We start from the raw sequence: 25,775 nt of genomic DNA, 5'->3' as shown, positions 1-25,775 counted from the left end.
GCCAGGACCCGTAAGCGGCGCCCGCCGCGCGGTCCCCGGGCGCCGGGTTCCCTCCAGACGAGCTTCAACACTGCAAGGAGCCGCACCTGTGAGCAGTGCCGACGACCAGACCACGACGACGAGCAGCGAGCTGCGCGCCGACATCCGCCGACTGGGTGATCTCCTCGGTGAGACCCTCGTCCGCCAGGAGGGCCCGGAGCTGCTGGAGCTCGTCGAGAAGGTCCGCCGCCTCACCCGGGAGGACGGCGAGGCCGCCGCCGAGCTGCTGCGCGGCACCGAACTGGAGACCGCTGCCAAGCTGGTCCGCGCCTTCTCCACCTACTTCCACCTGGCCAACGTCACCGAGCAGGTCCACCGAGGCCGCGAGCTGCGCGCCCGGCGCGCCGCCGAGGGCGGTCTGCTCGCCCGTACGGCCGATCGGCTCAAGGACGCGGACCCCGAGCATCTGCGCCAGACGGTCCAGCACCTCAACGTCCGCCCCGTCTTCACCGCGCACCCCACCGAGGCCGCCCGCCGCTCGGTCCTCAACAAGCTCCGGCGTATCGCCGCCCTCCTGGAGACCCCGGTCCTCGACGGCGACCGCCGCCGCCACGACACCCGACTGGCCGAGAACATCGACCTCGTCTGGCAGACCGACGAGCTGCGCGTCGTGCGCCCCGAGCCCGCCGACGAGGCCCGCAACGCCATCTACTACCTCGACGAACTCCACGCCGGCGCCGTGGGCGACGTCCTGGAGGACCTCACCGCCGAGCTGGAGCGCGTCGGCCACTCCCTCCCCGACGACACCCGCCCCCTCACCTTCGGCACCTGGATCGGCGGCGACCGCGACGGCAACCCCAACGTCACCCCCCAGGTGACCTGGGACATCCTCATCCTCCAGCACGAACACGGCATCAACGACGCCCTGGAGATGATCGACGAGCTGCGCGGCTTCCTGTCGAACTCCATCCGCTACTCCGGCGCCACCGAGGAACTCCTGGAGTCCCTCAAGGCCGACCTCGAAGCCCTCCCCGAGATCAGCCCCCGCTACAAGCGCCTCAACGCCGAGGAGCCCTACCGGCTGAAGGCCACCTGCATCCGGCAGAAGCTGGAGAACACCAAGACCCGCCTGGCCAGGAACATCCCGCACGAGCCCGGCCGGGACTACCTCGGCACCGGCGAACTGCTCCAGGACCTCACCCTGATCCAGACCTCCTTGCGCGAGCACCGGGGCGGCCTGTTCGCCGAGGGCCGGATGAACCGCACCATCCGCACCCTGTCCGCGTTCGGCCTCCAGCTCGCCACCATGGACGTACGCGAACACGCCGACGCCCACCACCACGCCCTCGGGCAGCTCTTCGACCGCCTCGGCGAGGAGTCCTGGCGCTACGCCGACATGCCCCGCGACTACCGCACCAAGCTCCTCGCCAAGGAGCTCCGCTCGCGCAGGCCCCTCGCCCCCACCCCCGCACCCGTGGACGCGGCCGGCGAGAAGACCCTCGGCGTGTTCCAGACCGTCAAGCGGGCGCTCGCGGTCTTCGGACCCGAGGTCATCGAGTCGTACATCATCTCCATGTGCCAGGGCGCCGACGACGTGTTCGCCGCCGCCGTCCTCGCCCGCGAGGCCGGCCTGATCGACCTGCACGCCGGCTGGGCCAAGATCGGCATCGTGCCGCTCCTGGAGACCACCGACGAGCTCAAGGCCGCCGACACCATCCTGGAGGACATGCTCTCCGACCCGTCGTACCGCAGGCTCGTGGCACTGCGGGGCGACGTCCAGGAGGTCATGCTCGGCTACTCCGACTCCTCCAAGTTCGGCGGCATCACCACCAGCCAGTGGGAGATCCACCGCGCCCAGCGCCGGCTGCGTGACGTCGCCCACCGCTACGGCGTCCGCCTGCGCCTCTTCCACGGCCGCGGCGGCACCGTCGGCCGTGGCGGCGGCCCCTCCCACGACGCCATCCTCGCCCAGCCCTGGGGCACCCTGGAGGGCGAGATCAAGGTCACCGAGCAGGGCGAGGTCATCTCCGACAAGTACCTCGTGCCCTCGCTGGCCCGGGAGAACCTGGAGCTGACCGTCGCGGCCACCCTCCAGGCCTCCGCCCTGCACACCGCGCCCCGCCAGTCCGGTGAGGCACTCGCCCGCTGGGACGCCGCCATGGACGTCGTCTCCGACGCCGCCCACGCCGCGTACCGCAAGCTCGTCGAGGACCCGGACCTGCCGACGTACTTCCTCGCGTCGACGCCCGTGGACCAGCTCGCCGACCTGCACCTGGGCTCGCGGCCCTCCCGCCGCCCCGGCTCGGGAGTCTCGCTCGACGGACTGCGCGCCATCCCGTGGGTCTTCGGCTGGACCCAGTCCCGGCAGATCGTCCCAGGCTGGTTCGGCGTGGGATCGGGACTGAAGGCCCTGCGCGAGGCCGGCCTCGACACCGTGCTCGACGAGATGCACGAACAGTGGCACTTCTTCCGCAACTTCATCTCCAACGTCGAGATGACCCTCGCGAAGACCGACCTGCGGATCGCCGCGCACTACGTCGACACCCTCGTCCCGGACGAGCTCAAGCACGTCTTCGACACCATCCGCGCCGAACACGAACTCACCGTCGCCGAAGTGCTGAAGGTGACCGGCGAGAGCGAACTCCTCGACGCGACCCCCGTCCTCAAGCAGACCTTCACCATCCGCGACGCCTACCTGGACCCGATCTCCTACCTCCAGGTCGCCCTCCTCAAGCGCCAGCGCGAGGCGGCGGCCACCGGCACCGAACCCGACCCGCTGCTCTCCCGCGCCCTGCTGCTCACCGTCAACGGCGTAGCGGCGGGCCTGCGCAACACGGGCTGACCGGCCGGACCGGGAACAACGGGAAGGGCAGTGCCCCTCGTGCCGCGTAGGTACACGGGGGGCACTGCCCTTGCCCTTCCCACTTCTCAACGGGCCCTACGGCTCTCCCCGAGCCCTACGGCCGACCCCAGTGGCCCCTCAGACCACCAGGAACGCCGCCGTGAGCAGCGCCGTCCCCGAGCCCGCCAGCAGCCACGCCACCCGGGTGCGCCGCAGTCCGCCCGCGACCACCACCGACGCCAGCAGCAACGCACCACCGAGGGGAACCCAGGCATACAGGACACCTGCCGGCCCCGACCGCACCACCGCGTCACTGCCCGGCTTCACCACGACCGTGTACGTCTGTCCCACCCGCACGGCCGCGTTGTTCTCGATGACGACCGACTTCCGCGCCTGCGAACCGGCTGAAATCGGCGCATACGGCCCACTGCACGTATCCGCACCACACCGCGCCACCTCGATCGTGCCGCTCTCCCGCCCCTTTGTGAGCATCACATGCTGGGCACTGCCCCACGACGCCCACACACCCGCGATCAGGATCAGCATCGCGACCGTGCCCATCGCGGCCAACCGCCCGAACCGCAGCACGGTCACGGCGCCCTGAGTGGAGACAACGGCAGAAGGCATGGCCGCGATCCTTGGCCATGCCCCTGCGCTCGGTCAACTTCGGTCCGCCGCCCCGGGCGGACAAGTCAGGAGTTGTACGTGCTTTGCGCCCGCTCCAACCCCTCGATCACCAGACACTCCACCGCGTCCGCCGCACGATCCACGAAATAGTCCAACTCCTTGCGCTCGGCAGCGGAGAAATCCTTCAGCACGAAGTCCGCCACCGGCTGACGCCCCGGAGGCCGCCCGATCCCGAACCGCGCCCGGTGATAGTCCGACCCCATCGCCTTCGTCATCGACTTCAGCCCGTTGTGCCCGTTGTCGCCACCGCCAAGCTTCAGACGCAACGTGCCGTAATCGATGTCCAACTCGTCATGAACAGCGACGATGTTGGCCACCGGCACCTTGTAGAAGTCCCGCAACGCGGTCACCGGACCACCCGAGACATTCATGTACGACATCGGCTTCGCCAGGATCACCCGACGGCTCAGCGGCCCCGGCGGCCCGATCCGCCCCTCGACGACCTGCGCCTGAGCCTTGCCCGCCCGCTTGAACTTCCCCCCGATCCGCTCCGCCAGCAGATCCACCACCATGAACCCCACGTTGTGCCGGTTCATCGCGTAATCCGGCCCCGGATTGCCGAGGCCGGCGATCAGCCAAGGGGCGCTCGGGTCGGTCGTCACGTCCATGTCCCCACGTCCACGTCTCCTTGATACACGCCAGCCGCTGCCCCCACCGGGAACAGCGGCTGACGAACCGATGACAGAGCCGGGGAAACCGACCCCGGCCGAACCGGGGAACGGACCCCGGCCGCGCAGAGGATCAGGCCTCGGCGACTTCCTCGCCCTCGGTCTCCTCGCCCTCGACGACCTCCTCGGCCTGCGCGGCCAGGACCTGCAGGACGACAGCGTCCTCCTCGACGGCCAGCGTGGTGCCCTTCGGCAGCGTGATGTCCTTGGCGAGCACCGAGGCACCGGCCTCCAGGCCCTCCACCGACACGGTGAGCGACTCGGGGATGTGCGTGGCCTCGGCCTCGACCGGCAGCGCGTTCAGGACGTGCTCCAGCAGGTTGCCACCCGGGGCCAGCTCGCCCTCGGCGTGCACCGGAACCTCGACCGTGACCTTCTCGCCGCGCTTGACCAGCAGCAGGTCCACGTGCTCCAGGAAGCCCTTCAGCGGGTCACGCTGCACGGCCTTCGGGATCGCCAGCTCGTTCGTCTTGCCGTCGATGTCCAGGGAGATCAGGACGTTCGGCGTACGCAGCGCCAGCAGCAGGTCGTGGCCCGGCAGGGTCAGGTGCAGCGGGTCGGAACCGTGGCCGTACAGCACACCCGGAACCTTGTCGTCACGACGGATACGGCGCGCGGCACCCTTGCCGAACTCGGTGCGCGTCTCGGCGCTGAGCTTCACCTCGGACATATGGATCACTCCTCGTAGAAGTAGAGACGGACGTGGTCACCCGGCCACGAACGGCCTGCTACGAAGAGCGCGTCGATAACGGACCACCGCATCCCACACAGGGAAACGGCCTCCCTCGCCGAGCAACTGAAGCAGTCTACTCGGACCAGGAGGCCGCACCCAAAAGGATCTCTACCGCAGACCCCTGACGCGCACTTCTACTGCTCGTCGAACAGGCTCGTGACAGACCCGTCCTCGAACACCTCACGCACCGCACTCGCGATCGTCGGCGCGATCGACAGCACCTTCAGCTTGTCCAGATCCCGGCTAAGCTCACCCGGCGTCGGCAGCGTGTTCGTGAACACGAACTCACTCACCCGCGAGTTCTTCAACCGGTCCGCCGCGGGCCCCGACAGCACACCGTGCGTCGCCGTCACGATGACATCCTCGGCCCCGTGCGCGAACAGCGCGTCCGCAGCCGCACAGATCGTGCCACCCGTGTCGATCATGTCGTCCACCAGGACACACACGCGGCCCTTGACTTCACCCACGACCTCGTGGACGGTCACCTGGTTCGCCACGTCCTTGTCACGCCGCTTGTGCACGATCGCCAGCGGCGCACCCAGCCGGTCGCACCAACGGTCCGCCACCCGCACCCGGCCGGCGTCCGGCGAAACGACCGTCAGCTTCTCCCGGTCCACCTTCTGACCCACATAGTCCGCGAGCAGCGGAAGCGCGAACAGGTGATCGACCGGCCCGTCGAAGAAACCCTGGATCTGATCCGTGTGCAGATCCACGGTCAGAATGCGATCGGCACCCGCCGTCTTCATCAGATCCGCGATCATGCGCGCCGAGATCGGTTCACGCCCACGGTGCTTCTTGTCCTGCCGCGCGTAACCGTAGAACGGCACGATGACCGTGATGGAGCGGGCCGACGCACGCTTCAGCGCGTCGATCATGATCAACTGCTCCATGATCCACTTGTTGATCGGAGCCGTGTGGCTCTGGATCAGGAAACAGTCCGCACCACGCGCCGACTCCTGGTACCGCACATAGATCTCGCCATTGGCGAAGTCGAAGGCCTTCGTCGGGACGACCCCGACACCCAACTGCCTGGCGACCTCCTCGGCAAGCTCGGGGTGGGCGCGGCCGGAGAAGAACATCAACTTCTTCTCGCCGGTCGTCTTGATCCCGGTCACAGCACTGTCTCCTCAGAGGTGTCGCAGCTGGGTGTTCGAGCAGGCCGTCCCGACTGGCAGCGGGAAGCCGTCTCAGCTGGTGGGGTGCGGGTGTGCACTTATCACGGTACGCCGTGTTTCACGCACCGGTTTCCGGTCAGTCCTCGCGCTCACCCTGGCGAGAGGCCGCCTCAGCCGCCTTCGCAGCCGCACTGCCCGGACGCTTACGAGCCACCCAGCCCTCGATATTCCGCTGCTGACCACGGGCCACAGCGAGCGAACCGGGCGGCACATCCTTCGTGATCACAGAGCCGGCCGCCGTATAGGCACCGTCCCCGACCGTGACGGGAGCCACAAACATGTTGTCCGAACCAGTACGGCAATGCGAACCGATCGTCGTGTGGTGCTTGTCCTGTCCGTCATAGTTCACAAACACACTCGCGGCACCGATGTTCGAATACTCACCGATCGTCGCGTCACCCACATAGGACAGATGCGGCACCTTCGTACCCTCACCGATGGAGGCGTTCTTCGTCTCCACATACGTCCCGATCTTGCCCTTCGCACCCAACCGCGTACCCGGCCGCAAAAAGGCGAACGGCCCCACACTCGCCTCCGCCCCCACCACGGCACGCTCCGCCACCGTGTTGTCCACACGAGCACCCGCACCCACCCGCGTGTCCCGCAGCCGGCAGTTCGGCCCGACCTCCGCACCCGCACCCAGATGCGTCGCCCCCTGCAACTGCGTCCCTGGGTGCACCACCACGTCCTGCTCGAACGACACCGTCACATCCACCCACGTCGTCGCAGGATCCACCACCGTGACACCGTCCAGCATCGCCGACGTGAGCAACCGATCGTTCAGGATGCGCCGCGCCTCCGCGAGCTGCACCCGATTGTTGATCCCGGCGATCTCCCGATGATCACCCGCCACCGACGCACCGACCCGATGCCCCGCCTCACGAAGAATCCCGAGCACATCGGTCAAGTACTCCTCGCCCTGACTGTTGTCGGTACGCACCTTGCCCAACGCATCCGCCAACAACTGCCCGTCGAACGCGAACACCCCGGAATTGATCTCCCGGATCGCCCGCTGCGCCTCACTCGCGTCCTTGTGCTCGACGATCGCCGTCACCGCACCCGACGCCTCGTCCCGCACGATCCGCCCATACCCGGTCGCATCCGGAACCTCAGCCGTCAAAACAGTCACGGCATTACCGTCCGCGGAGTGCGTCTCGGCCAGCCGCCGCAACGTCTCACCGGTCAACAGCGGAGTGTCACCACACACCACCACGACCGTCCCGTCCACAGCCCCGCCCAGCTCCTCCAACGCCATCCGAACGGCATGACCCGTGCCGTTCTGCTGCGCCTGCACCGCAGTGCGCACTTCGGAGTCGATCTCGGCGAGATGCGCGGCGACCTTCTCGCGCGCGTGCCCCACGACCACGACCAGGTTCTCGGGCCGCAACTCGCGCGAGGCGGCGAGCACATGCCCCACGAGGCTGCGCCCGCAGAGCTCGTGGAGGACCTTCGGTGTGGCCGACTTCATACGGGTGCCCTCACCCGCTGCGAGAACGACGACGGCTGCCGGGCGAATGGCGCTCACGGGATGCCCTTCGGCTGTGGAGGGGGTGGGGTGACATCCGCAGGATACCGGGGCGTTTCGCGGGGGACATGAGAGCGGGCCCTGACTTGGGTGTCAGGGCCCGAACCGTGCCGGTGTGTTCTGTGAGCTCCCGGAGAAGGATTCGAACCCTCATTCAACGGACCAAAACCGTTTGTCCTGCCCTTAGACGATCCGGGATGGTTTATGCGCTATGTCCGATTCTGTTGATCGGGTTCGCGCGTGGACTCCACTATGCCGTACCAAGACCCCTCGATGCGACGGTACAAGTCGGCACCCTTGAGGACTTTGATCACCAGGCAGCCTCGGTAGGCGTCACCGACGTTCTTGCGGACCGTCTTGGGGTTGTGCTTCTTGAGGGTCGTCTTGTTGAAGGCGGAGCGGTCGGCGCCGACCAGGTCGGCCCAGAACTGCTCGGCGCCCGGCACGTCCGCAGTCTCGTGGATCATGACGTTGAACCGGAGTCGATCACGGTCGACGCCGAGGAGGTCGAGCCATGAGAGGTAGACCTGGATCATGCCCGGATCGCTGTTGACGAAGGTCACGTTCTCGCGCCGCGCGTAAGGTTTGTCCTTGCTGCCCTCCGCCCAGTAGAGACTCACGCCCACCAGGAAAAGCTCGCGAGCCGAAAGGCCGCCGATCGCCTGCTTGGCGACTTCCTTGGTCTGTCGCCGCTCCTCGTCGCGGATGCGCAGCCTCGCCTCCCAGCCTCGCCTGCCGATCGCCGCTGCTTCGTCGGTGCTGCGCCTGCGTTCCGGCTTCGGCAGATCCCGTACCCACAGCGAGATCGAACTCTTCGAGCACCCCAGCTCGACCTGGATCTGGTCGTACGTCCAGCCCTGGAGGCGGAGCTCCCGTGCCCTGTCCCGCAAGTCGTCCTTCGCGTTCGGGCGCTTGGTCCACTCCGGTGGGGGCTCGCCCTGAAGGAGGCGGTTGAGGATGTCGTTGTTGTCGACGTGCAGCCGGTCGCGGATCTGGCGTCGGCTGAGACCTGCGCGCCGCAGCGCCACCGCCTGCTCCCGCAGCCCCTCGAAGTCGGCGTATTTGCCCCGTGAATGTGCCATGGGCATACCGTCCGAGTGGAACGAGCGGTTCCGGGGCGATCGGCGGGTGGTTCAGCAGTTCGAGGGATATCGGGCTGTTTCGCTTACGTTCGGTTACGCGCTGTGGTGTAGGCCAGTCCGTAAAAGTCGCCGGAAAACCGGGTGGGCCCGCCCGTAGGCTGGAGGCATGACCACGACGGGGGAAGACCACGCCGGGCACCCGCCACCGGGTGCGGGGCCGTGGTGGTGGGGCAGGTTGCGCAGCGCCGTGCTGGATGTCGGTCTGGGGGTCGCGTCCGCGCTGGAGTGTGGTGCCGAGGGGGTTCGGTTCGCGCGGGATGCCGGGATCCCGGTGGCCGCGGGGGTGGTGTTCGGCGTACTGGCCGGGGCGGTGCTCGTGGTGCGGCGGCGGTGGCCGATCGCCGTCGTTCTGGTGTCGATCGCCGTCATGCCCGCCCAGATGGGGTTCCTGATGGGCATCGTCGGCCTGTACACCCTCGCCGCCTCGGAGCTGCCGCGGCGGATCATCGCCTCGCTCGCCGGGATGTCGTTCGTCGGGACGCTGATCGTGACGTTCGTGTGGGTGCGGCAGGACGTGGCGCGGGGGAATCTGACCTTCGGTGACTGGGTGATTCCGTTCGCCTCCGTGACCACGGCGATCGGACTGACGGCGCCTCCGCTGCTCCTGGGCTTGTATGTGGGGGCCAGGCGGCGGCTGATGGAGAGTCTGCGGGAGCGGGCGGACAGTCTGGAGCGGGAGCTTCAGCTGCTCGCCGAGCGGGCGGAGGAGCGCGCGGAGTGGGCGCGGGGCGAGGAGCGGACGCGGATCGCGCGGGAGATGCATGACGTCGTCGCGCATCGGGTGAGTTTGATGGTGGTGCATGCGGCGGCGCTTCAGGCGGTCGCGCGCAAGGATCCGGAGAAGGCGGTGAAGAACGCCGCGTTGGTGGGGGACATGGGCCGGCAGGCGTTGACCGAGTTGCGGGAGATGCTCGGGGTGTTGCGCAGTGGGGGTGTCGCGGAGCGGGAGCAGCGGGCTGTGGTGCCGCTCGCGGCGGTGGGGGCGGCGGCTGCCGCGGCTGCTGATCGGGGGTGGTCCGGTGGTGAGGAGGGGGCCGGTGAGGGGCCTTGTCTGTCGGAGCTGGATGAGTTGATCGGTCAGTCGGCCGCGGCGGGCATGGTGGTGGCTCTGTCGGTGGAGGGGGAGTCGCGTGTGTATGCGCGGGAGGTGGAGCAGACGGCGTTCCGGGTGGTGCAGGAGGCGTTGACGAACGTCCACAAGCATGCGGCGGGGGCGAAGACGCACGTGCGGCTGGCGCATCGGGGGTCGGAGATCGCGATGCAGGTGGAGAACGAGCCGCCGCCGGAGTTGTCGTCGGCGTCGTCGGCGCGGTTGCCGTCGGGGGGCAATGGTCTGGTGGGGATGAAGGAGCGGGTGGCCGCGTTGGGTGGGGTGTTTGTGTCGGGGCCGACGGATGCGGGTGGTTTTCGGGTGTCGGCGGTGATTCCGGCGGCGTAGCGTCCGTGGGCTCGTCGGCGTGGCGTCCGTGCGCTCGGCGGGCGTATGGGCGCGTCTTTGTGTGCTCGGGGGCGGGTGGCCTGTTCAGCCGGCTGTGAGTCGTGCCGGTTCTATGCCTGCGACGAGTCCTGCGAGGGCGTGGTCGATGTCGGGGCCGAGGTACCAGTCGCCGGTGTGGTCGAGGGTGTAGATGCGGCCTTCGTTGTCGATGGCGAGGAGGGCTTGGGTGTCGGTCTCGGCGCCGAGGGGGCAGACCTCGGTGTCGAGGGCGCGGCCGAGGTCGCCGAGGGTGCGGGCCATGTGGAGGCCGTGCAGGGGGTCGAAGTGGAGGTTGGCGGGGGCGACCTGGCGGCCGGTGCCGGTGGGGGTGATGTGGAGGCCGCCGAATTCGGCCCAGGCTTCCACGGCGGCGGGGAAGACGGCGTGGCGGTGGCCGGCTGGTGAGGCGTGTTCGCGCAGTATGTCGGCCCAGATCTCGGCTTGTTTGATGTCCCAGCGTCCGGGTTGCCAGCCGGCGGCGCGCAGGGCGGCGTCGACGGGGACGGGGAAGCGGGTGGAGGAGGTGCGGTCGGTGTGCATCTGCCCTTCGTTCGTCTGTGCCTACGGGATGTGCGGGGGAGGTGGGGGGCCGGGGTGTGAGGAGTGGGGGGGCGTGGGCGTGGGGCGTGGGGCGTGGGGTGGCGGGGGTCAGTCGTCCGTCGCGGCGGGGTCGACGATGCGGACGCCGAAGTGGGCGCTGAGGGCGGTGCAGGCGCGGCAGGGGGTGGCGAAGCTGCCGTGCAGGGGGTCGCCGTCCTCGCGGATCCGGCGGGCGGTGAGTTTGGACTGTTTGAGGGCTTTGCGGGCTTCGCCGTTGGTCATGGGTTTGCGGGCGGAGCGTTTGCTGCGGGCGGCGTCGGCGTTGGTGATGTGGCGTGAGATGAGGATGGTTTCGGCGCAGCGGCCGGTGAAGCGGTCGCGTTGACCGCTGGTGAGGGTGTCGAGGAAGTCCTGGACGAGGTGGTGCAGGGCGGGGGGCTGGTCGCCGCGGGCGGCGGTGCCGGTGAGGGTGGCGCCGCGGACGGAGAGTGCGGCGGCGACGGTGGGGAGTATGCCGTCGCGGCGGTGGCGCAGGGCGGGTGCGTGGGGGTTTTCGGTGGCGCTCCAGCTGATGCGGGGGTCGCCGGACCTGCCTGCGTGCGGGCCCGTCTGCGTGGCGTTCATGGTCATCATCCCCTCCCGAGCATCCCCCGGGCATGCTCTCGGAGGTCACAGAGTGCCAAATGCCGTGGCGGGTGCGGAAGCTGGGGCGGCGCGACACGCCCGGGTTTGGGCGGGCTGTCACGGTGGGGTGACGGCTGGTCACGGAAGCGGAGGGGGTCGTGACCGGCGCCGGTGACCGGTGTCGTCGTACCGCATAGGCTGTCGGCACCGCTTTCCATGCGGTGACGCGTGGACGCAGACGAGACAGTCGATACGAGGCCGTTGTGACCGAGAGTGGTCGTGGCGGGTCGTATCAGAACGCCGCAGGGGGCAACCGCCATGACGACAGGTCGGCTCGGGCTGGGGGCACCTCCCGGCCGCCAGGCCGGGGGACAAGCCGTGCCGCCGAACGCGGCCTACGCCGGGCAGGTCGTGCATTTCCCGGATCCGGTGCGTGCGACCCGTCACCCGAGAGGAGTACGGGTCGACGAGCGCGGTTATCCGGACTTCTCCCCTTATGCGCGTGCTGCGGTGGAGATCGCTGAGCCGCCGGAGGGTTTCGGTGTCGACGAGTTGCGGCTGACGGACTATGTGTCGGCGAATGCGGCGCTGGCGGCGTCGGGGCACGATCTGTGGGACACGGTTCCGGCGGTGGCCACGCCGCACGGGTGGACATGGCATCACGTGATGGGTTCGCGGCGGCTGGAGTTGGTTCCGGTCGAGGTGAAGGCGTTGCTGCGGCATCACGGTGGGATAGCCACGTCGGACGTGGACCAGGACAAGCGGGGCACGCGGCCGTTGCAGGAGACGCGGCCGGCGCATTTCCGGCTGCCGAAGTCGGGTGTGGCGGTGACGGAGTCGCAGGTGCTGGGGGCTGAGGAGGACCTCGGGTACCGGTTGCCGGGTGCGTATCGGTCGTTCTTGAAGGCGGCCGGCGGGTGTGCTCCGGTGGGGACTGCTCTGGACCCGGAGTTGGGTCTGCTGGTCGATCAGCCGCTGTTCACGGTGCGGGACGAGGCGGCGGTCAATGACCTGGTGTATGTCAACAAGTGCCTGCGGGACCATCTGACCAAGGACTATCTGGGTGTCGGGTTCGTGCAGGGCGGTTTGCTGGCCGTGAAGGTGAAGGGCGACCGGATCGGTTCGGTGTGGTTCTGCGCGTACGACGACGCGCGGGATGTGGATCCCGAGTGGCCGCCGGCGGAGCGGGTGGAGCGGTTGCTGCTGCCGTGCGGTGACGACTTCGACGCGTTCCTGTCCCGACTGGCCGGTTCTCCGCCGGAGTTGGAGACGGTGGCGAATCTGATGGTGGACGGTGGGTTCGCTCGTGTGGTGCCCGCGGCTGCCGCGGCTGTGGGGGAGTGAGCTTCGCGATGGTGACGTTCGCGCAGGCGCAGGAGCGCGCGGAAGAGTGGATCAACGGGGATGTGCCGTCGTACCAGCATCGTGAGGTGCGGGTGCGGGAGTTCGAGCTCGGGTTCGTGGTGTGGGCGGAGGACCGTTCGGACGGGCCGCGTTCGGACGGTGGCGCGCAGCGGCTGGTGATCGCCCGGGACAGCGGGGAGGCGACGCTGTGGCCTTCGCTGCCGGTGGGTGAGGTGATTCGCCGGTACGAGGAGGAGTACGGCCGTGCGGGCACGGTCCCGGAACCGGCGCCGGCTGCTCCGGCCCGGGTGGATCTGAACCAGACGTCGTTCCTGCTGACTCCGCCGGAGTGGTTGCAGGAGGCGGCGGATCGGATGGGCGGGCCGGATGGGCGGGAGGCTCGTCCGGGTTCTGGTTCGGCCTCCGCTTCGGGTGCTGATTCCGGTTCCGGTCCGGGTTCCGGCTCGATCTCCGGTTCGGGTTCCGGTTCGACCTCCGGTTCGGGTGTGGACGCGGGGGCCGGGGCCGGGGTCGGTTCCGGTGTCTCCGGTGGTGCCGACGGTTCGGGCGGTGGTACGTCCGGTGCCGGGGCGCTTGCCGAGACACAGGGCGGGGTTCCGGCGGAGGCGGGTTCCGGCGGGCCGGCCGGGGCTTCGGCCGCTTCCGCGCCGGGAGCAGCCGGCGTACCCGGTGCCTCTGTTGTTCCCGGGGTGCCCGAGGGGGCGACTCCGTGGGCCGGGACGGACACCAACGCCGATCCGGGCGAGGACCGTTCCGTGCCGTTGCCGGAGACGGTCTTCGCGCCTCCGCTGAACGCCGATGACATCGCGCCGCCGCCTGTCGGGCCGGATGCCAAGACCGCGCTGATGTCGGGTGGCAGTCAGCTTCCGCGTACGGCTGTGGAGCCGGCGCTGGACGATCCGAACGCGCCAGGTGCGCGGGCCCCGCAGGGCGGTACGCCGCCGCCGGGTGCGCCGCATGCAGGTTCGACGCCTCCGCCGCCGGGTGCGCCGCACGCAGGTCCGACCCCTCCGCCGCCGGGGGCGCCGGGTGCTGTTCCGCCTCCGCCGCCGGGTGCGCCGTCGTACGGCTATCCGCAGCGTGCCGGTGCGCCGGGTACACCTCCGCCGCCGGGTGCCACGCCGCCGCACGCCCCGAACGCCGGGGACATCGCCGATGCAGCGACGAGCAAGGCCGCACCTCCGGCTCACCGTCCGGGGGCCGGAGCGACGCCGCCTCCGCCGCCGGGGGCGCCGGGTGCTCCGGGGGCGGCCGGTGGTGGGTACGTTCCGACGCAGCTCGTGTCGGCACTGGGGCCCGATGGGCTCGATGGGCCCGAGGGTGCTGCCGGGCCGGGGGCTCCGCAGCCGCCCGGTCCTCCGGGTGCGCCCGGAGTGCCCAGCGCCCCTGGTACGCCCGGTGCGCCAGGCGTACCGAATCCGCCCGGTGCTCCCAACCCGCCGGGTGCTCCCAACCCGCCCGGTGCGCCCGGCGGTACGCCTCCGGGCGGTGTGCATCATGCCGCCACGGTGCTGGCCGGGCCCCCGGTCGGTGGCCCCGGTGCGCCGCCGCCTCCGGGTGCCCCCGGGGTGCCCGGCGCTCCGGGGGCGCCGCAGCCGCCCGGTCCTCCCGGCGTCCCTGGTGTGCCAGGCGCGCCACAGCCTCCCGGTGCTCCCCAGCCTCCCGGTGCGCCGGGCGTGCCCGGTGGGCACGGCAGTCACGGTGGCCAGGGGGGTCAGGGCTCCGTGGGCGGGGGGCCTGGTGCCGTTCACCACGCGGAGACCGTGCTGTCCGCGCCGCCGGTCGGCGGTCCGGGTGTGCCGCCGCCTCCGCAGGCGCCGGGTGCTCCCGGCATGCCCGGCGCTCCCGGCGTACCCGGTGGGCCGGGTGTTCCCGCCCCGCCCGGCGGACCGCACGGACCCGGAGTGCCTCCCGGCGGCCCGCAGCCTCCCGTGGCCCCGGGTGCCGTCGCGCCGCCGCACGGGCAGCCCGTGCCGGGGCAGCCCGTGCCGGGGCAGCCTCCGGCCTACGGCTATCCGCAGCAGCCCACCGGTCAGCCGACCGTCGGCCCCGGCTATCAGGCTGTGCTGCGCTACCGCGCGCAGGACGGGTCGGAGCAGCAGCTGATCCGGCGTTCGGCGCCGGGTACGCCGCACCCGGAGTGGCAGATCTTCCACGAGCTGCGCGGCATGAACGTGCCGCCGGACCAGGTGCTGGAGCTGCACACCGAGTTGGAGTCGTGCGAGCTGCCGGGCGCTTACTGCGCGCGGATGATCCGGGAGCAGTGGCCGCAGGCGCGGATCACGTCGATCGCGCCGTACGGTACGGATCACGCCAGCCGGCAGCAGGGCATGGGGCAACTGCTCGCGCATCAGGGTGAGTTGCACCAGGTGGCCGACGGCCCTGCGCGGCCGGCGCCGGTCAGGGCGCCGCTTCCGCCGGTGCACCCGGTGCCGCCGATTCCGCCGGAGGGCGTGGCGCAGGAGCTGGCGGGGGCGTTCGGGCCGGGGATCTTCCGGTTCGAGCAGGCCGCCGTGTCCCGGCAGGGCGTGCCGCCGGTCGTGGCGCACAGCCTGGTGGTCGGGGGCCTGCCGATGGACATGGGTCCGTTCTTCTGGGCGCAGGCCCAGCCGGGGCGGCCCGTTCCGACGCTGGCGGAGCTGGCGCAGGAGCGTGGTGTGCAGCCCGCGTCGGACTCGGGCTCGTACCTCGTGATGGGCAGCGACTTCGGCAGGGCGATCTGTGTGCAGTACGGGACGGCGAACATCGTCGCCGTGCCGGTGGAGGCGGGGCCGGGCGGTGCGCCGATGCCGCCGCAGTTCGTGAACACGGGGCTGCCCGAGTTCCAGCGCTGTCTGGCGCTGCTGGGCCGGATGTGGCGGCTGCGGTTCGGGCTGAACCAGGAGCAGGCGGGCCGTTGGACCGTCGACTTCCAGGCCCAGCTCGCCGGCCTCGACCCGGCGGCGCTCGGCTCGCCGGAGAGCTGGTGGTCGGTGCTGCTGGAGCAGATGTGGGACGGCTTGCTGTGAGGGCGTCCGCGTACATCTCTCAGCTGATTCGAGGCGATACGGCTCTCAACTGACCCGAGGGCGATACGAGGTCTGTACGACGGGCGCCACGAAGGGCCGGTCTCCGGTGCGTCTTGCACGACCGGGGCCGGCCCTTTCGCATGCCCAGCTGACCCGACCCCGCGCCCCGCCCCTCTTCTGCGCGCCTCACCCGACCCTTCTCCACCCTCCCTCGATCCCCTTCCCCACCCTCCTCACCTGCACTTCTCCCCCTCTCCGCACGCCCAGCCGCCCCTGCGTGCGGAGTGTCGCGTTATGAGCCCTTATGTCCGATACATCAAGATGTGCGCTAAATCATCATTTCGCATCCGTTCGGCGGAAGGGGTCCCAGGATGAGCGGCTCACCGGTCTCGCCCCACGACTTCGTGGTCGTACGAGGGCGTGGCTACCGCCCCGAACAGGTCGACGCCTTTGTCGACGCCCTCTTCCGTGACCGCGACGCCGCCTGGGAACGAGCCGCCCGGCTCACCGTGCTGGCCAAGGAGATGGACGCGGAGGCGGAACGGCTGCGGGAGGTGGTCGCGCAGCTCACCCCGCAGACGTACGAGACGCTCGGCGAACGGGCGCGGCAAGTCTTCCAGCTGGTTCAGGAGGAGGCGGCGACCGTCCGGGAGGGCGCGCGTCAGGAGGCGCAGCGACTGATGGACGAGGCGCAGGCGTACGCGGACGGCGTGCGGGAGGCCGCACAGGCGCATGCCGATGTCGTGAGCGCCGACGCCGACGAGTACGCCCGGCAGCGGCTGACCGCGGCCCGCGCCGAGGCGGGGGAGATCCGTATCGCCTCCCGGCGTGCGGTGAAGGAAGGGCGCGGGGAGGAGCTCGGCGCGTTGCGCGAGGTGCGGCAGCGAACGTCGAGGTTGCAGGCCGAGTTCGCCAAGGAGCAGGCGCAGCGGTGGGCCGAGGCCGAGCGGGAGGACGAGGAGCGGCTGATCGCGCTGGGGACGGCGGAGGGGGAGCGGATGGCGCAGGCCGAGGCCTCGGTGGTGGAGGCGCGGCAGGAGTTGGTGGAGGCGGAGGCTGCGGCGGAGCGGCTGCAGGAGGAGGCGCAGGCGCGCGCGGCGGAGGTGCTCGCGGAGGCCCGGCGGCGGACGGACCAGATCGCCGAGGAGACGGAACGCGTGCTGCGCGAGCACCAGGCGATGTGGGACGAGGTGCGGGCGCACATCGGCCAGATGCGCAACAGCCTGACGGCACTTACGGGGCAGACGGCCCGGGAGTGAGCGGGACATCCGACACCGGCACCCGATACCCGGCACCCGGCACCTGACGCATGACGCGTGCCGCATGAACCGTCATGCGCGGCGGCCGAACCTCCGGCCGCCGCGCCCGACCCGTCACCGCCCCGTCAGTTCCCCCTGCGCACCGCCCCCGCCAGAATCCATGCCTCCACGGCCTCGTACTGCTGCCGCTGTTCCTCGGTCTTCTCCCGGCCCGACAGGACCGTGCCCAGCCACCCGAGGGCGAAGCCGGCCGGGACCGACACGAGTCCGGGGGTGGTGAACGGGAACCAGTTGAAGTCGGCGTCGGGGAAGGCCGAGATGGGGGAGCCGGAGACCAGGTTGGTGCCCGGCATCAGCGCCAGGACCACGACCGTGCCGCCGATCAGCGTCCACAGCAGACCGGTCTTCGTGTACCGGCGCCAGAAGAGGCTGTAGACGAGGGCCGGGGCGATCGCCGAGGCGCCCAGCGTGAAGGACAGCGTCACCAGGGGTTGCAGGCTGCGGTGCTGGACCATCGTCGCCAGAATGATCGCCGGGACGCCCACCGCCAGCGCCGACAGCCGTGCCAGCGTCATCTCGCGGCGTCCGGACAGCTCCCGTACCCGGGTGGCGAACACGTCATGGGCGAGGGAGTTGGCGCAGGCGAGGATCATGCCCGCGACCGAGGCGAGCACGGTGAGGAAGATGGCCGTGGTGACCGCCGTGAAGAGCAGGGTCTCCGCGGTCGAGACCTCGGCGCCGAAGGCGGCCCTGGAGCCCAGCAGATACGCCGTGTTGCCCTGGGGGTCCGCCCCGGCGATGACCTGGCGGCCGATCAGCGCGGTCGCGCCGAAGCCGACCACCGTGATCACCAGCACGAACACCGCCACGCTGGACACCGCCCACGACATCGAACGCCTTACCTGACGCGCTCCGCTCGCGGTGTACATGCGCATCGTGATGTGCGGCAGGACCGCCCCGCCGAGAACGACCGCCAGCTGGGAGCTGATCATGTCGAGGCGCGGATACGGTCCGCCCGCGAACTGCAGCCCCGACTCCAGGAACGCCGAGCCGACCCCGCTCTGCTGCGCCGCCGCACTGAACAACGCGGTCGGGTCCCAGTCGAACCGCTCCAGTACCAGAACGGCGACGACGGCGCCCGAGCCGAGCAGCATCACCATCTTCAGGATCTGGATGAGGGCCGTGCCCTTCATCCCGCCGATCGCCGCGTAGCTGATCATCAGCACGCCCAGACCGACGATGCATCCGGTCTGGAAGGAATCGCCCGAGAAGCCCAGGATGAACGCCAGCAACTGTCCCGTACCGGCCAGCTGCACCAGCATCAGCGGCATCAGCGCGGCCAGGGTCACCACGCAGGCCGCGATGCGCACGCCCCGCCCGGGCATCCGGCGGGCCAGCGCGTCGCCCATCGTGAACCGGCCCGCGTTGCGCAGCGGTTCGGCCAGCAGGAACATCAGCAGCATCAGTGACAGGGCCGTGCTCAGCGCCAGCACGATGCCGTCGTAGCCGCACAGCGCGATCACGCCGGTCGTGCCGAGCACGGTCGCCGCGCTGATGTAGTCGCCCGCGATCGCCAGGCCGTTGCGCATGGGCGACAGGGAGCTGTAGCCGGTGTAGAACTCGTCGAGGTCGTCCCGGTCCGGGCCCGTCATCACGCACAGCAGCAGCGTGATCGTGGCCACGGCGCAGAAGGCGACCAGGGACATCGCCTGCGCGTCGGAGCTGAAGTCCGTCATCGTTCCGTTCCCCTCTTGCCTGCCTCACGCTTGGCGTCCACCGCGGCCTCCTTGCGGATGCGGTCCGCGAGAGGGTCGACGTGGCGGCGCGCGGTGTGCTCGTACAGCCAGATCGCCAGCCAGGTGACGGGGAGTTGGAGCAGCGCGAGCAGCAGGCCGGCGGGCAGTCCGTCGGTGACCGAGCTCGACATGAATCCGGGCGCGACGGCGGACAGGATGAGGAACAGCGTGAAGTAGCCGAGTGCGGTGAGCGTCGCCACCCGCCGCTGCCACCGGTAGGCCGTGCGCAGGATCCGCAGGTCGCTGTGGTGCCCGAGGGGCGGGTGGTCGGGGGTCCGGTGCCGTGGGGGTGTGGGGGGCTCCGGCGGGGCGGCGGGCTGCCACGGGTAGGTGGCGTACGACGGTGTCTGGTCACCTGGCCCGTATGGGTAGGGCGGTGACGAGTCGTAGGACGGGGACATCCCGTACTCCTTGCGTGGCTCGGGTCCGGTGCGGCGGACCGCAGGGAGGTGGGGGGCGGGCGAGCCACGCACGTTACTTCGGAGTAAGCGAAAACGCGAGGGTTTCCTCAAACTGAGTGGTCGGTATGCGGTTTCTCCACCAAACTGTGTCTGACCTGGGGTGTTACTCGCGTTAACTCGGACTTTTGGGGCCCCTGTGGGCTACGGCAAGCGATTGCGGCACTACTTCCGGTGATCACTTGAGGTGAACCAGCGCCACGCTGCCCGGTACCTCGTCCCCGTCGTCGAGCCTCGCCCGGAACGCCACACGCTGGTCCGTGCGCCGTTTCGCCGACCGTCCCGCGACGACCACGAAACCCACACCGACACACCCCTCGGCCGGCACATACACCCGCGTGCCGCCCACCGCCCCGACCGTCCAGCCCGCCCCCATCGCCTGCGCCGTGACGGTCACGGGCCGCGCCGAGTCGCCGAAGTTGTAGACGTCGACCGTCATCCGCGTGCGACGGCCCAGGCGGTAGCCGTACGGCGGTGGCGCGTCGCCGTCGTCCTTGCCGTGAGCGGCGTTGCGGGCGGCGTAACGCTGACTGAGGACGATGTGTTCGGCGGGGGTCAGGGGACACCGCGAGCGATGCCCGCCCCGGCTCTGAGGGGTGACCGCAGTGGCAGAGGACGCGGGGGCGCGCGAGACGACGTACACCGGATCCGGCGAGGCGAACACCGCGGTCCGCTGCCCGATCCGGCGTCCCATGATGTCGTAGGCCACCCCCGCCGACCCCGGCAGCGCAACCCGCACCCGCCCGTGCCCCCCGGCCTCCGCGCCGGCCCGCGCCTCGGCCCATACGACGGTCACCCGCCGCCCGCACCCGTCGTCGAACACGAACCCGCGGACACCCTCCGGCAGCCGCCGCAGGCGCCCCACGAACCGGGCCGCGCCCAGCAGCGAGGTCAGGGCGGCGAAGGCGCTGTACGCGGGCAGGGGCCGAAGTCCCGGCCGAGCAGCCCGAAGTACACGCCGTCGTCGTGCAGCGGCGGGCCCGCGAACCAGAACTGCCGGGCGTTCCCGGCGGCCAGCCCCTCCACCATCGAGCGCACCAGGTACCGCGCCTGGACGACCTCCTGCTGAGGTGTCAGATCGTCCGGGGTCTGCTGGAACGCCCCGCATTCCGTCATCCACAGCGGCACCGCGTCCGCCCCGTGCCGCCGGGCGAGCGCGTGCTGTTCGTCCGCCGCGCCGGGGAACGCGGGATCGTGCTGCTCGTCCGGGTGCGGGTAACCGTGGAAGGCCCAGGCGTCGGCGTACCGGACGACGTCGTTGGCGAGCATCAGGTCCTGGAAGGGGCCGGCCTGGGCGATGCCGGGCAGCACGACGAGGGGCGGTTCGGCGGGCGGTTCAGCGGGCGGTTCGGCGCAGGCGTCCCTGATGCCGAGTGCGGCTGCCTTGACGAAGGCGGCGTGGGCGTCGCCGGTGCTGCGGGTGGTGTCGACGTCGGGTTCGTTGGACAGCTGGAGCGCCTCGGGGCCGGCCAGGGCCAGGCGGCGGGCATAGCGGTACGCGTGCCGCAGATCCCCCGGGAGGGGCAGGGAGGCGTCGGTCATCGCCCACTCGGGGGCGGGGGAGAGCACGTCCAGGACGGCGAGACCGTGGGCGCGCAGGGTGCGGGTGGCCCGGTCGTGGTGCGCGGTGTCGTACGCACCGGGCGCGGGCTCCGCGGCCGGCCAGGACTGACCGTCACGGATCCACCCCACGCCCATGTCCCGCACGGCCGCGGCGAATTCGGCCAGCCGGGCAGGTGGCACCAGTGAGGAGGACCAGACATTGACACCGAAGCGGTTGACGGACGCGTCGATGCCCGCGCGGCGCGCAGGGAGCCGGGCGAAGGTGCCGGTCGTCCCGTCGTCGGTGTGGACGCGGTAGTGGCCGGGCGGCAGGCCGGCCGGAAGGGCGACGGTGGTGCTCCTGCGGCCTGCGGGGATGGTCGTACGGCCGCCGGCTGCCCGTTGGCCGAAGTAGTCGACGACGGCGTAGTGAACGGGGTACGGGCGGGAGGCACGGCCATGGAGGGTCAGACGCAGGTGAGCGGGCTCACCGGCGCGGTGACGGGGGACGGAGACCTCGCGGAGCGCGGGTCCGCCGGGCAGGGGGCGCAGGAGGAGATGGTCCAGGGACAGGACGTACGCGATGCTGTTGTCAAGGACCGTCGGTTCGACGACTCGCACAGTGAACGTGCACTCCCCACCGCGGAGTTCCCACACACCCAGCTCCAGTGCGGACAGATCCCCCCACGCCGGCCGGGACGCGTACCAGTGGGGCTGTGAGCCGGCGAGGTCGGTGAACGGTCCGTCGTCGACCGACAGCTGAAGATACGAACCGACCGCCTCCGTGTGCGCGGTCTCCACCGGCGCGGTCGCGACAGCGGTCAGCGCGTGGACGCCCGCCCGCGGGACGCGGACGCGGTAGGTGGCGTACCAGCCGGTGTCCGCCGGGGGCGGCTCGGTGGTCGACAGGGCGAGGTAACGGCCGCCGGAGGCGCGGCGGTCGCGGGCCACGGGGATGTTCGTACGGGACGGGGACTCGCCCGGGATCGTGAGCACCGGCGCAGCGGCGCCCCGGGCCGCGCGGGTGTGCGTCGCCGTACCCGCCACCGTGATCGCCGCGCCCAGTCCCGCCGCCATCGCCGTACGCCTGCTGAGGCGCTTGTCGAGACGCCTGTCGAGGTCCATGAGACCAGCAGACCGGCGGGAAGGGGTGCGGGGCGTCCTGCTCGGGGATGCTCGGTCCCGGATGTCCCGCTGAGGGCTCGCCCTAGGGGATCGGGCGCGGGCTTCGGGGCCGGACGGCTGGGCTGAGGGACGACCTCCACGAACACGTCTGGTCGAGCTTCACGAACACGTCTGGTCGAGCTTCACGAACGCGGCTGGTCGACCGTCACGAAACGCGGCTGGTCGACCTCCACGAACACATCCCCCGCACGCCCCTGTTGAGCCATCATGGATCCACTCGTCGTGGTGCGCGGGAAGCAAGGGGGAGACCACATGGGTGGGATGCGGGCAGCGGGGCGGGTGTTCATCTCCTACGCCCATGACGACGAGAGGCACATCGCCCAGGTCGGGCAGTTCCATGAGTTCCTGGTCGGCCGCGGGGTCGCCGCCGACCTGGACGTGCCTGCCAGTGAGCGCCGTCAGGACTGGGCGCTGTGGATGCTGCGCGGTATCCGGGACAGCCGGCACGTGATCGTCGTCGCCTCGCCCGAGTACAAGAGGCGGGCGGAGGGCGACGCCCGGCCCGGTGAGGGGCTGGGTGTGCAGTGGGAGGCCCGGCTGCTGAGGAACCTCGTCTACGCGGACGCCGAGGCCGCCCTGGAACGGATCGTGCCGGTCGTCCTGCCGGGTCGCTCGGCCGGTGAACTGCCGCTGTGGCTGAGCCCCTACACCGACACCGTGGTGTCCGTCGACAAGTTCACCGAGGACGGAGCAGATGAGCTGCTCGGTCTGCTCGGTCTGCTGAAGGGGAGGCCGAAGCCGGCGGCGCCCCGCGTTTCGCCGGCCGCGGCCTTCGTCATGCCCGACCGAAAGGAACTGGTCGGCGCCCTCCTCGACGTCCCGGCACTGCACCGCAGCGGCACGAGGCACGAACTGCTGGAGGTCATGGGCCAGTCCCTGGGCCTTCCCCGCCGCTTCGAGGTGCCGGAGTCCGACGACGCCCGGACCCATCTGCGCGCGCTGGACAGCCGTATCAGACGCACGACACACCTGGCCGACGCGGCGTGCACGGCGATGTATGTGGCTCTCGACGAGATCGTGCCGGACGATACCGGCGTCGAAAAGGTGCGCGCCCTCCTCGTTCGCTGCGGGCTCGTGCTTCCGGAGAAGTGAGTGTTCGGCCGTCTGCTGCGTAGCGCGCTGCCCGCCCGACGAGCCACCGACCCGACCCTGCCGGGCGGCGCGGACCGGCGTGTGGACCGGCGCGTGGAACGGTTGCTCGTGGAGACACTGGCCGACATCCCGCGCCTGCGAAGCGCCGACGACCGGCTCGCCCTCCTCCAGGAGACCGACCCCCGGTTACGGGATGCCGTCGGCGAGCACCGCGTCACCCGGGACCATCTGCGCGCCATCGTCCGCACCGCACGGCGCACGAACACACTCGAGTCACTGAGAGACGCCCTGCTGATCGCGGAGCCGGACGACATCGGTACCGAGTGGTTCGACCTTCTGGTCACGGTGGTGACCGCACCGAGCGGCCCGTTGCCGGCTCGCTACCTGACCGGGCTCGTGGGTGAACTGCGCGAGCGCCCGCAGGGGTTCGGCCGCGGCGCCGTGTTCCGTTACCTCGCCGAACGCCAGGACGCCGGCCTTCCGCTGGAGAACGGAACCGTCGCGCGCGTTCTGCTCCAGCTGTACGACGCCCCGCGGCCGGCGGCCCGCCCTGACGACCGCCGCGTACAACTCCTGCGGTTTCTCGGCCTGCTGACCCAGGATCCGGAGGCCGGGCCGAAACTCCTGAAGACGCTGTCCTGCGTGACACAACCGGAGGCCCTGACCCCGCCGCCGGCGGAGACCAGCGCGGAGCGACAGGTCATCGTGCAGGTACGGGTGGAGGAGGAGGGCCCGCCGAGCGACCTGCCGTACACCCGGCGTATGTACTCCCTGCGCGGCTTCTACTACGAACGCCACGGCCGTGGCCGGCTGGTGTACCGGGGTTCCAGGGCCCTGCCGGGGCTGTTCAGCGGCGCCGAGATCGACCTGTACGGGCCCGCCTTCCTCGCGGACTGGCAGGAGTGGGCCCAGGCGGGCCGCGGCGTCAGCAAGCGTGTCGAGTTCCTGCTGCCGCACTCGCTGCTCGGCCATCCCACCGAGGCGTGGACCGGCTCCGCCGACGTGCGGCTCGGACACACCTGCCAGGTCGTCGTACGGTCGCTGACCCGGTACAAGGACAGCACGGTCTACGACGAATGGCTGCGCCGCTGGCAAGCGCTCGACCGTGGCTGCCACCCCGGTGACGCGCTGCGACGCATCGGCTGGATGGGCCCGGACACGACGGGCGAGGGCACCGACGGGACGAAGCCGTGGGTCTGCCCGGGCAGCAGATATCCGTCCCTCCGGCTGACCAGAGCCGCTCAGGTCGCGGACTGGCTGCGTGACCATGCCGACCTCTCCTGCCTGGGCCTCGGCACACCGTACGACCACGACGACGCCCTGATCAGGGACGCCGTACGGGACGCGCTGCTGTGGGACGGCGTTCCGGTGATGGTCTGGCGGCGCGACGCGGGCGACCCGGGCACACTCCTGGACGTGCTGCGCGACGGCGCGCCGCCCGCTCTGCTGGCCCAGCTTCCGCACAGCGTGCACGAGGCGCGCAAACGCGCTCCACGCGACGACCTGGGCAGCGTGCACCACCAGATCACCTTGCTGTGGGACGACCCGACCTGCGTCTCCACCGGCCAGGACGAGCAGATGCCCGGCACCCGCGGCGCCGGCGAAGGAGCAGCATGACGCAGACACAGGCGTGGTGGGTCTACCAGGGCACCGGCACTCCGCACAACGGCATCGACCGTCTGCCGGCGGCACCCCCGTGGCGGGCGTTCCGGCACGGCGGCGGCGGACGGCCGACGGAACCCCCGCGGGCCCCCGACGGCGACGCCCACCGCCGCCACCTCGGCCGCCGGGGCCAGGGCATGGCCTACCAGGTCGGCCTGCGGGAGAAGCACCTGGTCAACCTCGCCCTGCACCTGCGTCGGCCACTGCTGCTGACCGGCAAGCCCGGCACCGGCAAGTCCACGCTCGCCTACGCCGTCGCCCACGAGCTGAAGCTGGGCCCCGTCCTGCGCTGGGCGATCACCAGCCGGTCGACGCTGAAGGACGGGCTGTACGAGTACGACGCCGTCGGCCGCCTCTACGACGCCGGGCTGGCCAAGGAAGGCGCCGCCCGCGATCCCGGCGCCGATCCGGTCCCGCCGCCGGACATCGGCAGGTACCTGTCCCTGGGGCCGCTCGGGACGGCACTGCTGCCGTGGAGACGGCCCAGGGTGCTGCTGATCGACGAGATCGACAAGAGCGACATGGACTTCCCCAACGATCTGCTGAACGTCTTCGAGGAGGGCGAGTTCGTCATCCCCGAACTGGCCCGGCTGGGCAGGGGCAGACAGACGGTGACGACCGCGGACCGTACGGAGGCGGACGTCTTCGACGGCGAAGTGGCCTGCGCCCAGTTCCCGTTCGTGGTGCTGACCAGCAACGAGGAGCGCGAGTTCCCGATGGCGTTCCTGCGCCGCTGCATCCGGCTGGAGATCGGACCGGCGGACAAGGACCAGCTCACCGGCATGGTCGCGGCACATCTCGGTGCGCCGGGCGTCGGGGGCAACAGCGGGTCCGCCGAGGTACGGGCCAAGATCATCGCCCAGTTCCTGGCCAAGCAGCGGGAGGTGGGCACCCTGGCCAACGACCAGTTGCTCAACGCGCTGCTCATGGCGGAACGCGGGCTGTGGGACACCGAAGAGGGGCGGTCCCTGCTCGGCGACGACCTGCTGCGCCCGCTGGATCGAGGCTAGGCCGGC

At 70.7% G+C, this 25,775-nt stretch carries 20 protein-coding genes and 1 tRNA gene; 8 read left to right on the top strand and 13 right to left on the bottom strand.

The window, feature by feature from the left end; genetic code table 11:
- The first annotated feature begins 88 nt into the window (after nucleotides 1–88).
- Nucleotides 89–2,821, top strand: coding sequence for a phosphoenolpyruvate carboxylase (ppc, locus tag ACHBTE_RS22365; RefSeq protein ID WP_394725780.1), 2,733 nt, complete (start codon nucleotides 89–91; stop codon nucleotides 2,819–2,821).
- 138 nt (nucleotides 2,822–2,959) lie between these two features.
- Here the strand turns inward: ppc and ACHBTE_RS22360 are convergent, their stop codons facing one another.
- The 7 genes from ACHBTE_RS22360 to ACHBTE_RS22330 form a co-directional block, all read right to left on the bottom strand.
- Complete coding sequence (locus tag ACHBTE_RS22360) at nucleotides 2,960–3,448, bottom strand: hypothetical protein (protein WP_394725779.1); 489 nt, start codon at nucleotides 3,446–3,448, stop codon at nucleotides 2,960–2,962.
- A gap of 65 nt (nucleotides 3,449–3,513) precedes the next feature.
- Entirely contained in the window at nucleotides 3,514–4,116 is a 603-nt protein-coding gene (pth, locus tag ACHBTE_RS22355; protein ID WP_394725778.1) for an aminoacyl-tRNA hydrolase, read from the bottom strand.
- Nucleotides 4,117–4,249: 133 nt separating this feature from the next.
- Complete coding sequence (locus tag ACHBTE_RS22350) at nucleotides 4,250–4,846, bottom strand: 50S ribosomal protein L25/general stress protein Ctc (RefSeq protein ID WP_394725777.1); 597 nt, start codon at nucleotides 4,844–4,846, stop codon at nucleotides 4,250–4,252.
- A gap of 197 nt (nucleotides 4,847–5,043) precedes the next feature.
- The gene (locus tag ACHBTE_RS22345; protein ID WP_394725776.1) at nucleotides 5,044–6,024 is read right to left on the bottom strand and encodes a ribose-phosphate diphosphokinase; all 981 of its coding nucleotides are present in this window, start codon (nucleotides 6,022–6,024) and stop codon (nucleotides 5,044–5,046) included.
- A gap of 136 nt (nucleotides 6,025–6,160) precedes the next feature.
- Entirely contained in the window at nucleotides 6,161–7,609 is a 1,449-nt protein-coding gene (glmU, locus tag ACHBTE_RS22340) for a bifunctional UDP-N-acetylglucosamine diphosphorylase/glucosamine-1-phosphate N-acetyltransferase GlmU (protein ID WP_394725775.1), read from the bottom strand.
- 127 nt (nucleotides 7,610–7,736) lie between these two features.
- Nucleotides 7,737–7,807 (bottom strand) — tRNA-Gln (locus ACHBTE_RS22335).
- Between the two features lie 11 nt (nucleotides 7,808–7,818).
- Entirely contained in the window at nucleotides 7,819–8,691 is an 873-nt protein-coding gene (locus ACHBTE_RS22330; protein ID WP_394725774.1) for a hypothetical protein, read from the bottom strand.
- A gap of 166 nt (nucleotides 8,692–8,857) precedes the next feature.
- Here ACHBTE_RS22330 and ACHBTE_RS22325 point away from each other — a divergent pair, with 166 nt between their 5' ends.
- Nucleotides 8,858–10,189, top strand: coding sequence for a sensor histidine kinase (locus ACHBTE_RS22325; protein WP_394725773.1), 1,332 nt, complete (start codon nucleotides 8,858–8,860; stop codon nucleotides 10,187–10,189).
- Nucleotides 10,190–10,273: 84 nt separating this feature from the next.
- Here ACHBTE_RS22325 and ACHBTE_RS22320 read toward each other — a convergent pair whose 3' ends face one another.
- On the bottom strand, nucleotides 10,274–10,768 hold the full coding sequence (locus ACHBTE_RS22320) for an SUKH-3 domain-containing protein (RefSeq protein ID WP_394725772.1): 495 nt from the start codon (nucleotides 10,766–10,768) through the stop codon (nucleotides 10,274–10,276).
- Between the two features lie 108 nt (nucleotides 10,769–10,876).
- Nucleotides 10,877–11,401, bottom strand: coding sequence for a YwqJ-related putative deaminase (locus tag ACHBTE_RS22315; protein WP_394725771.1), 525 nt, complete (start codon nucleotides 11,399–11,401; stop codon nucleotides 10,877–10,879).
- A 309-nt stretch (nucleotides 11,402–11,710) separates the two neighbouring features.
- Here ACHBTE_RS22315 and ACHBTE_RS22310 point away from each other — a divergent pair, with 309 nt between their 5' ends.
- The 3 genes from ACHBTE_RS22310 to ACHBTE_RS22300 all read left to right on the top strand — a co-directional run bounded on the left by ACHBTE_RS22310 (nucleotide 11,711) and on the right by ACHBTE_RS22300 (nucleotide 17,024).
- The gene (locus ACHBTE_RS22310; protein WP_394725770.1) at nucleotides 11,711–12,736 is read left to right on the top strand and encodes an SMI1/KNR4 family protein; all 1,026 of its coding nucleotides are present in this window, start codon (nucleotides 11,711–11,713) and stop codon (nucleotides 12,734–12,736) included.
- Nucleotides 12,737–12,744: 8 nt separating this feature from the next.
- A complete protein-coding gene (locus ACHBTE_RS22305) occupies nucleotides 12,745–15,765 on the top strand; it encodes an SUKH-4 family immunity protein (RefSeq protein WP_394725769.1) in 3,021 nt (1,006 codons plus the stop codon).
- A gap of 371 nt (nucleotides 15,766–16,136) precedes the next feature.
- On the top strand, nucleotides 16,137–17,024 hold the full coding sequence (locus tag ACHBTE_RS22300; protein ID WP_394725768.1) for a cellulose-binding protein: 888 nt from the start codon (nucleotides 16,137–16,139) through the stop codon (nucleotides 17,022–17,024).
- Between the two features lie 125 nt (nucleotides 17,025–17,149).
- Here the strand turns inward: ACHBTE_RS22300 and ACHBTE_RS22295 are convergent, their stop codons facing one another.
- The 4 genes from ACHBTE_RS22295 to ACHBTE_RS22280 form a co-directional block, all read right to left on the bottom strand.
- The gene (locus ACHBTE_RS22295) at nucleotides 17,150–18,760 is read right to left on the bottom strand and encodes a cation acetate symporter (protein ID WP_394725767.1); all 1,611 of its coding nucleotides are present in this window, start codon (nucleotides 18,758–18,760) and stop codon (nucleotides 17,150–17,152) included.
- Nucleotides 18,757–19,221, bottom strand: a complete 465-nt coding sequence (locus tag ACHBTE_RS22290) for a DUF485 domain-containing protein (protein ID WP_394725766.1) — start codon at nucleotides 19,219–19,221, stop codon at nucleotides 18,757–18,759. Before ACHBTE_RS22290 ends, ACHBTE_RS22295 begins: the two co-directional genes overlap by 4 nt.
- A 235-nt stretch (nucleotides 19,222–19,456) precedes the next feature.
- The gene (locus ACHBTE_RS22285; protein ID WP_394725765.1) at nucleotides 19,457–20,101 is read right to left on the bottom strand and encodes a hypothetical protein; all 645 of its coding nucleotides are present in this window, start codon (nucleotides 20,099–20,101) and stop codon (nucleotides 19,457–19,459) included.
- A 68-nt stretch (nucleotides 20,102–20,169) separates the two neighbouring features.
- Nucleotides 20,170–21,945 (bottom strand): hypothetical protein, encoded by a 1,776-nt coding sequence (locus tag ACHBTE_RS22280; RefSeq protein WP_394725764.1) that lies wholly within the window; start codon nucleotides 21,943–21,945, stop codon nucleotides 20,170–20,172.
- A 267-nt stretch (nucleotides 21,946–22,212) separates the two neighbouring features.
- On the opposite strand from ACHBTE_RS22280, the gene ACHBTE_RS22275 reads away from it, so the two are divergent.
- Genes ACHBTE_RS22275 through ACHBTE_RS22265 form a run of 3 tightly spaced genes read left to right on the top strand, consistent with a single transcriptional unit; the run spans nucleotide 22,213 to nucleotide 25,769 of the window.
- Complete coding sequence (locus ACHBTE_RS22275; RefSeq protein WP_394725763.1) at nucleotides 22,213–23,097, top strand: TIR domain-containing protein; 885 nt, start codon at nucleotides 22,213–22,215, stop codon at nucleotides 23,095–23,097.
- Nucleotides 23,098–24,714, top strand: coding sequence for a hypothetical protein (locus ACHBTE_RS22270; protein ID WP_394725762.1), 1,617 nt, complete (start codon nucleotides 23,098–23,100; stop codon nucleotides 24,712–24,714).
- Nucleotides 24,711–25,769: an AAA family ATPase gene (locus ACHBTE_RS22265; protein ID WP_394725761.1), complete on the top strand. Its 1,059-nt coding sequence runs from the start codon at nucleotides 24,711–24,713 to the stop codon at nucleotides 25,767–25,769. Before ACHBTE_RS22270 ends, ACHBTE_RS22265 begins: the two co-directional genes overlap by 4 nt.
- Nucleotides 25,770–25,775 lie beyond the last annotated feature (6 nt).

This window comes from Streptomyces sp. M41, assembly GCF_043673425.1.
GTDB lineage: Bacteria > Actinomycetota > Actinomycetes > Streptomycetales > Streptomycetaceae > Streptomyces.
The sequence above is the reverse complement of the archived record's forward strand: the minus strand, read 5'-3'. Positions and strand labels throughout refer to the sequence as shown.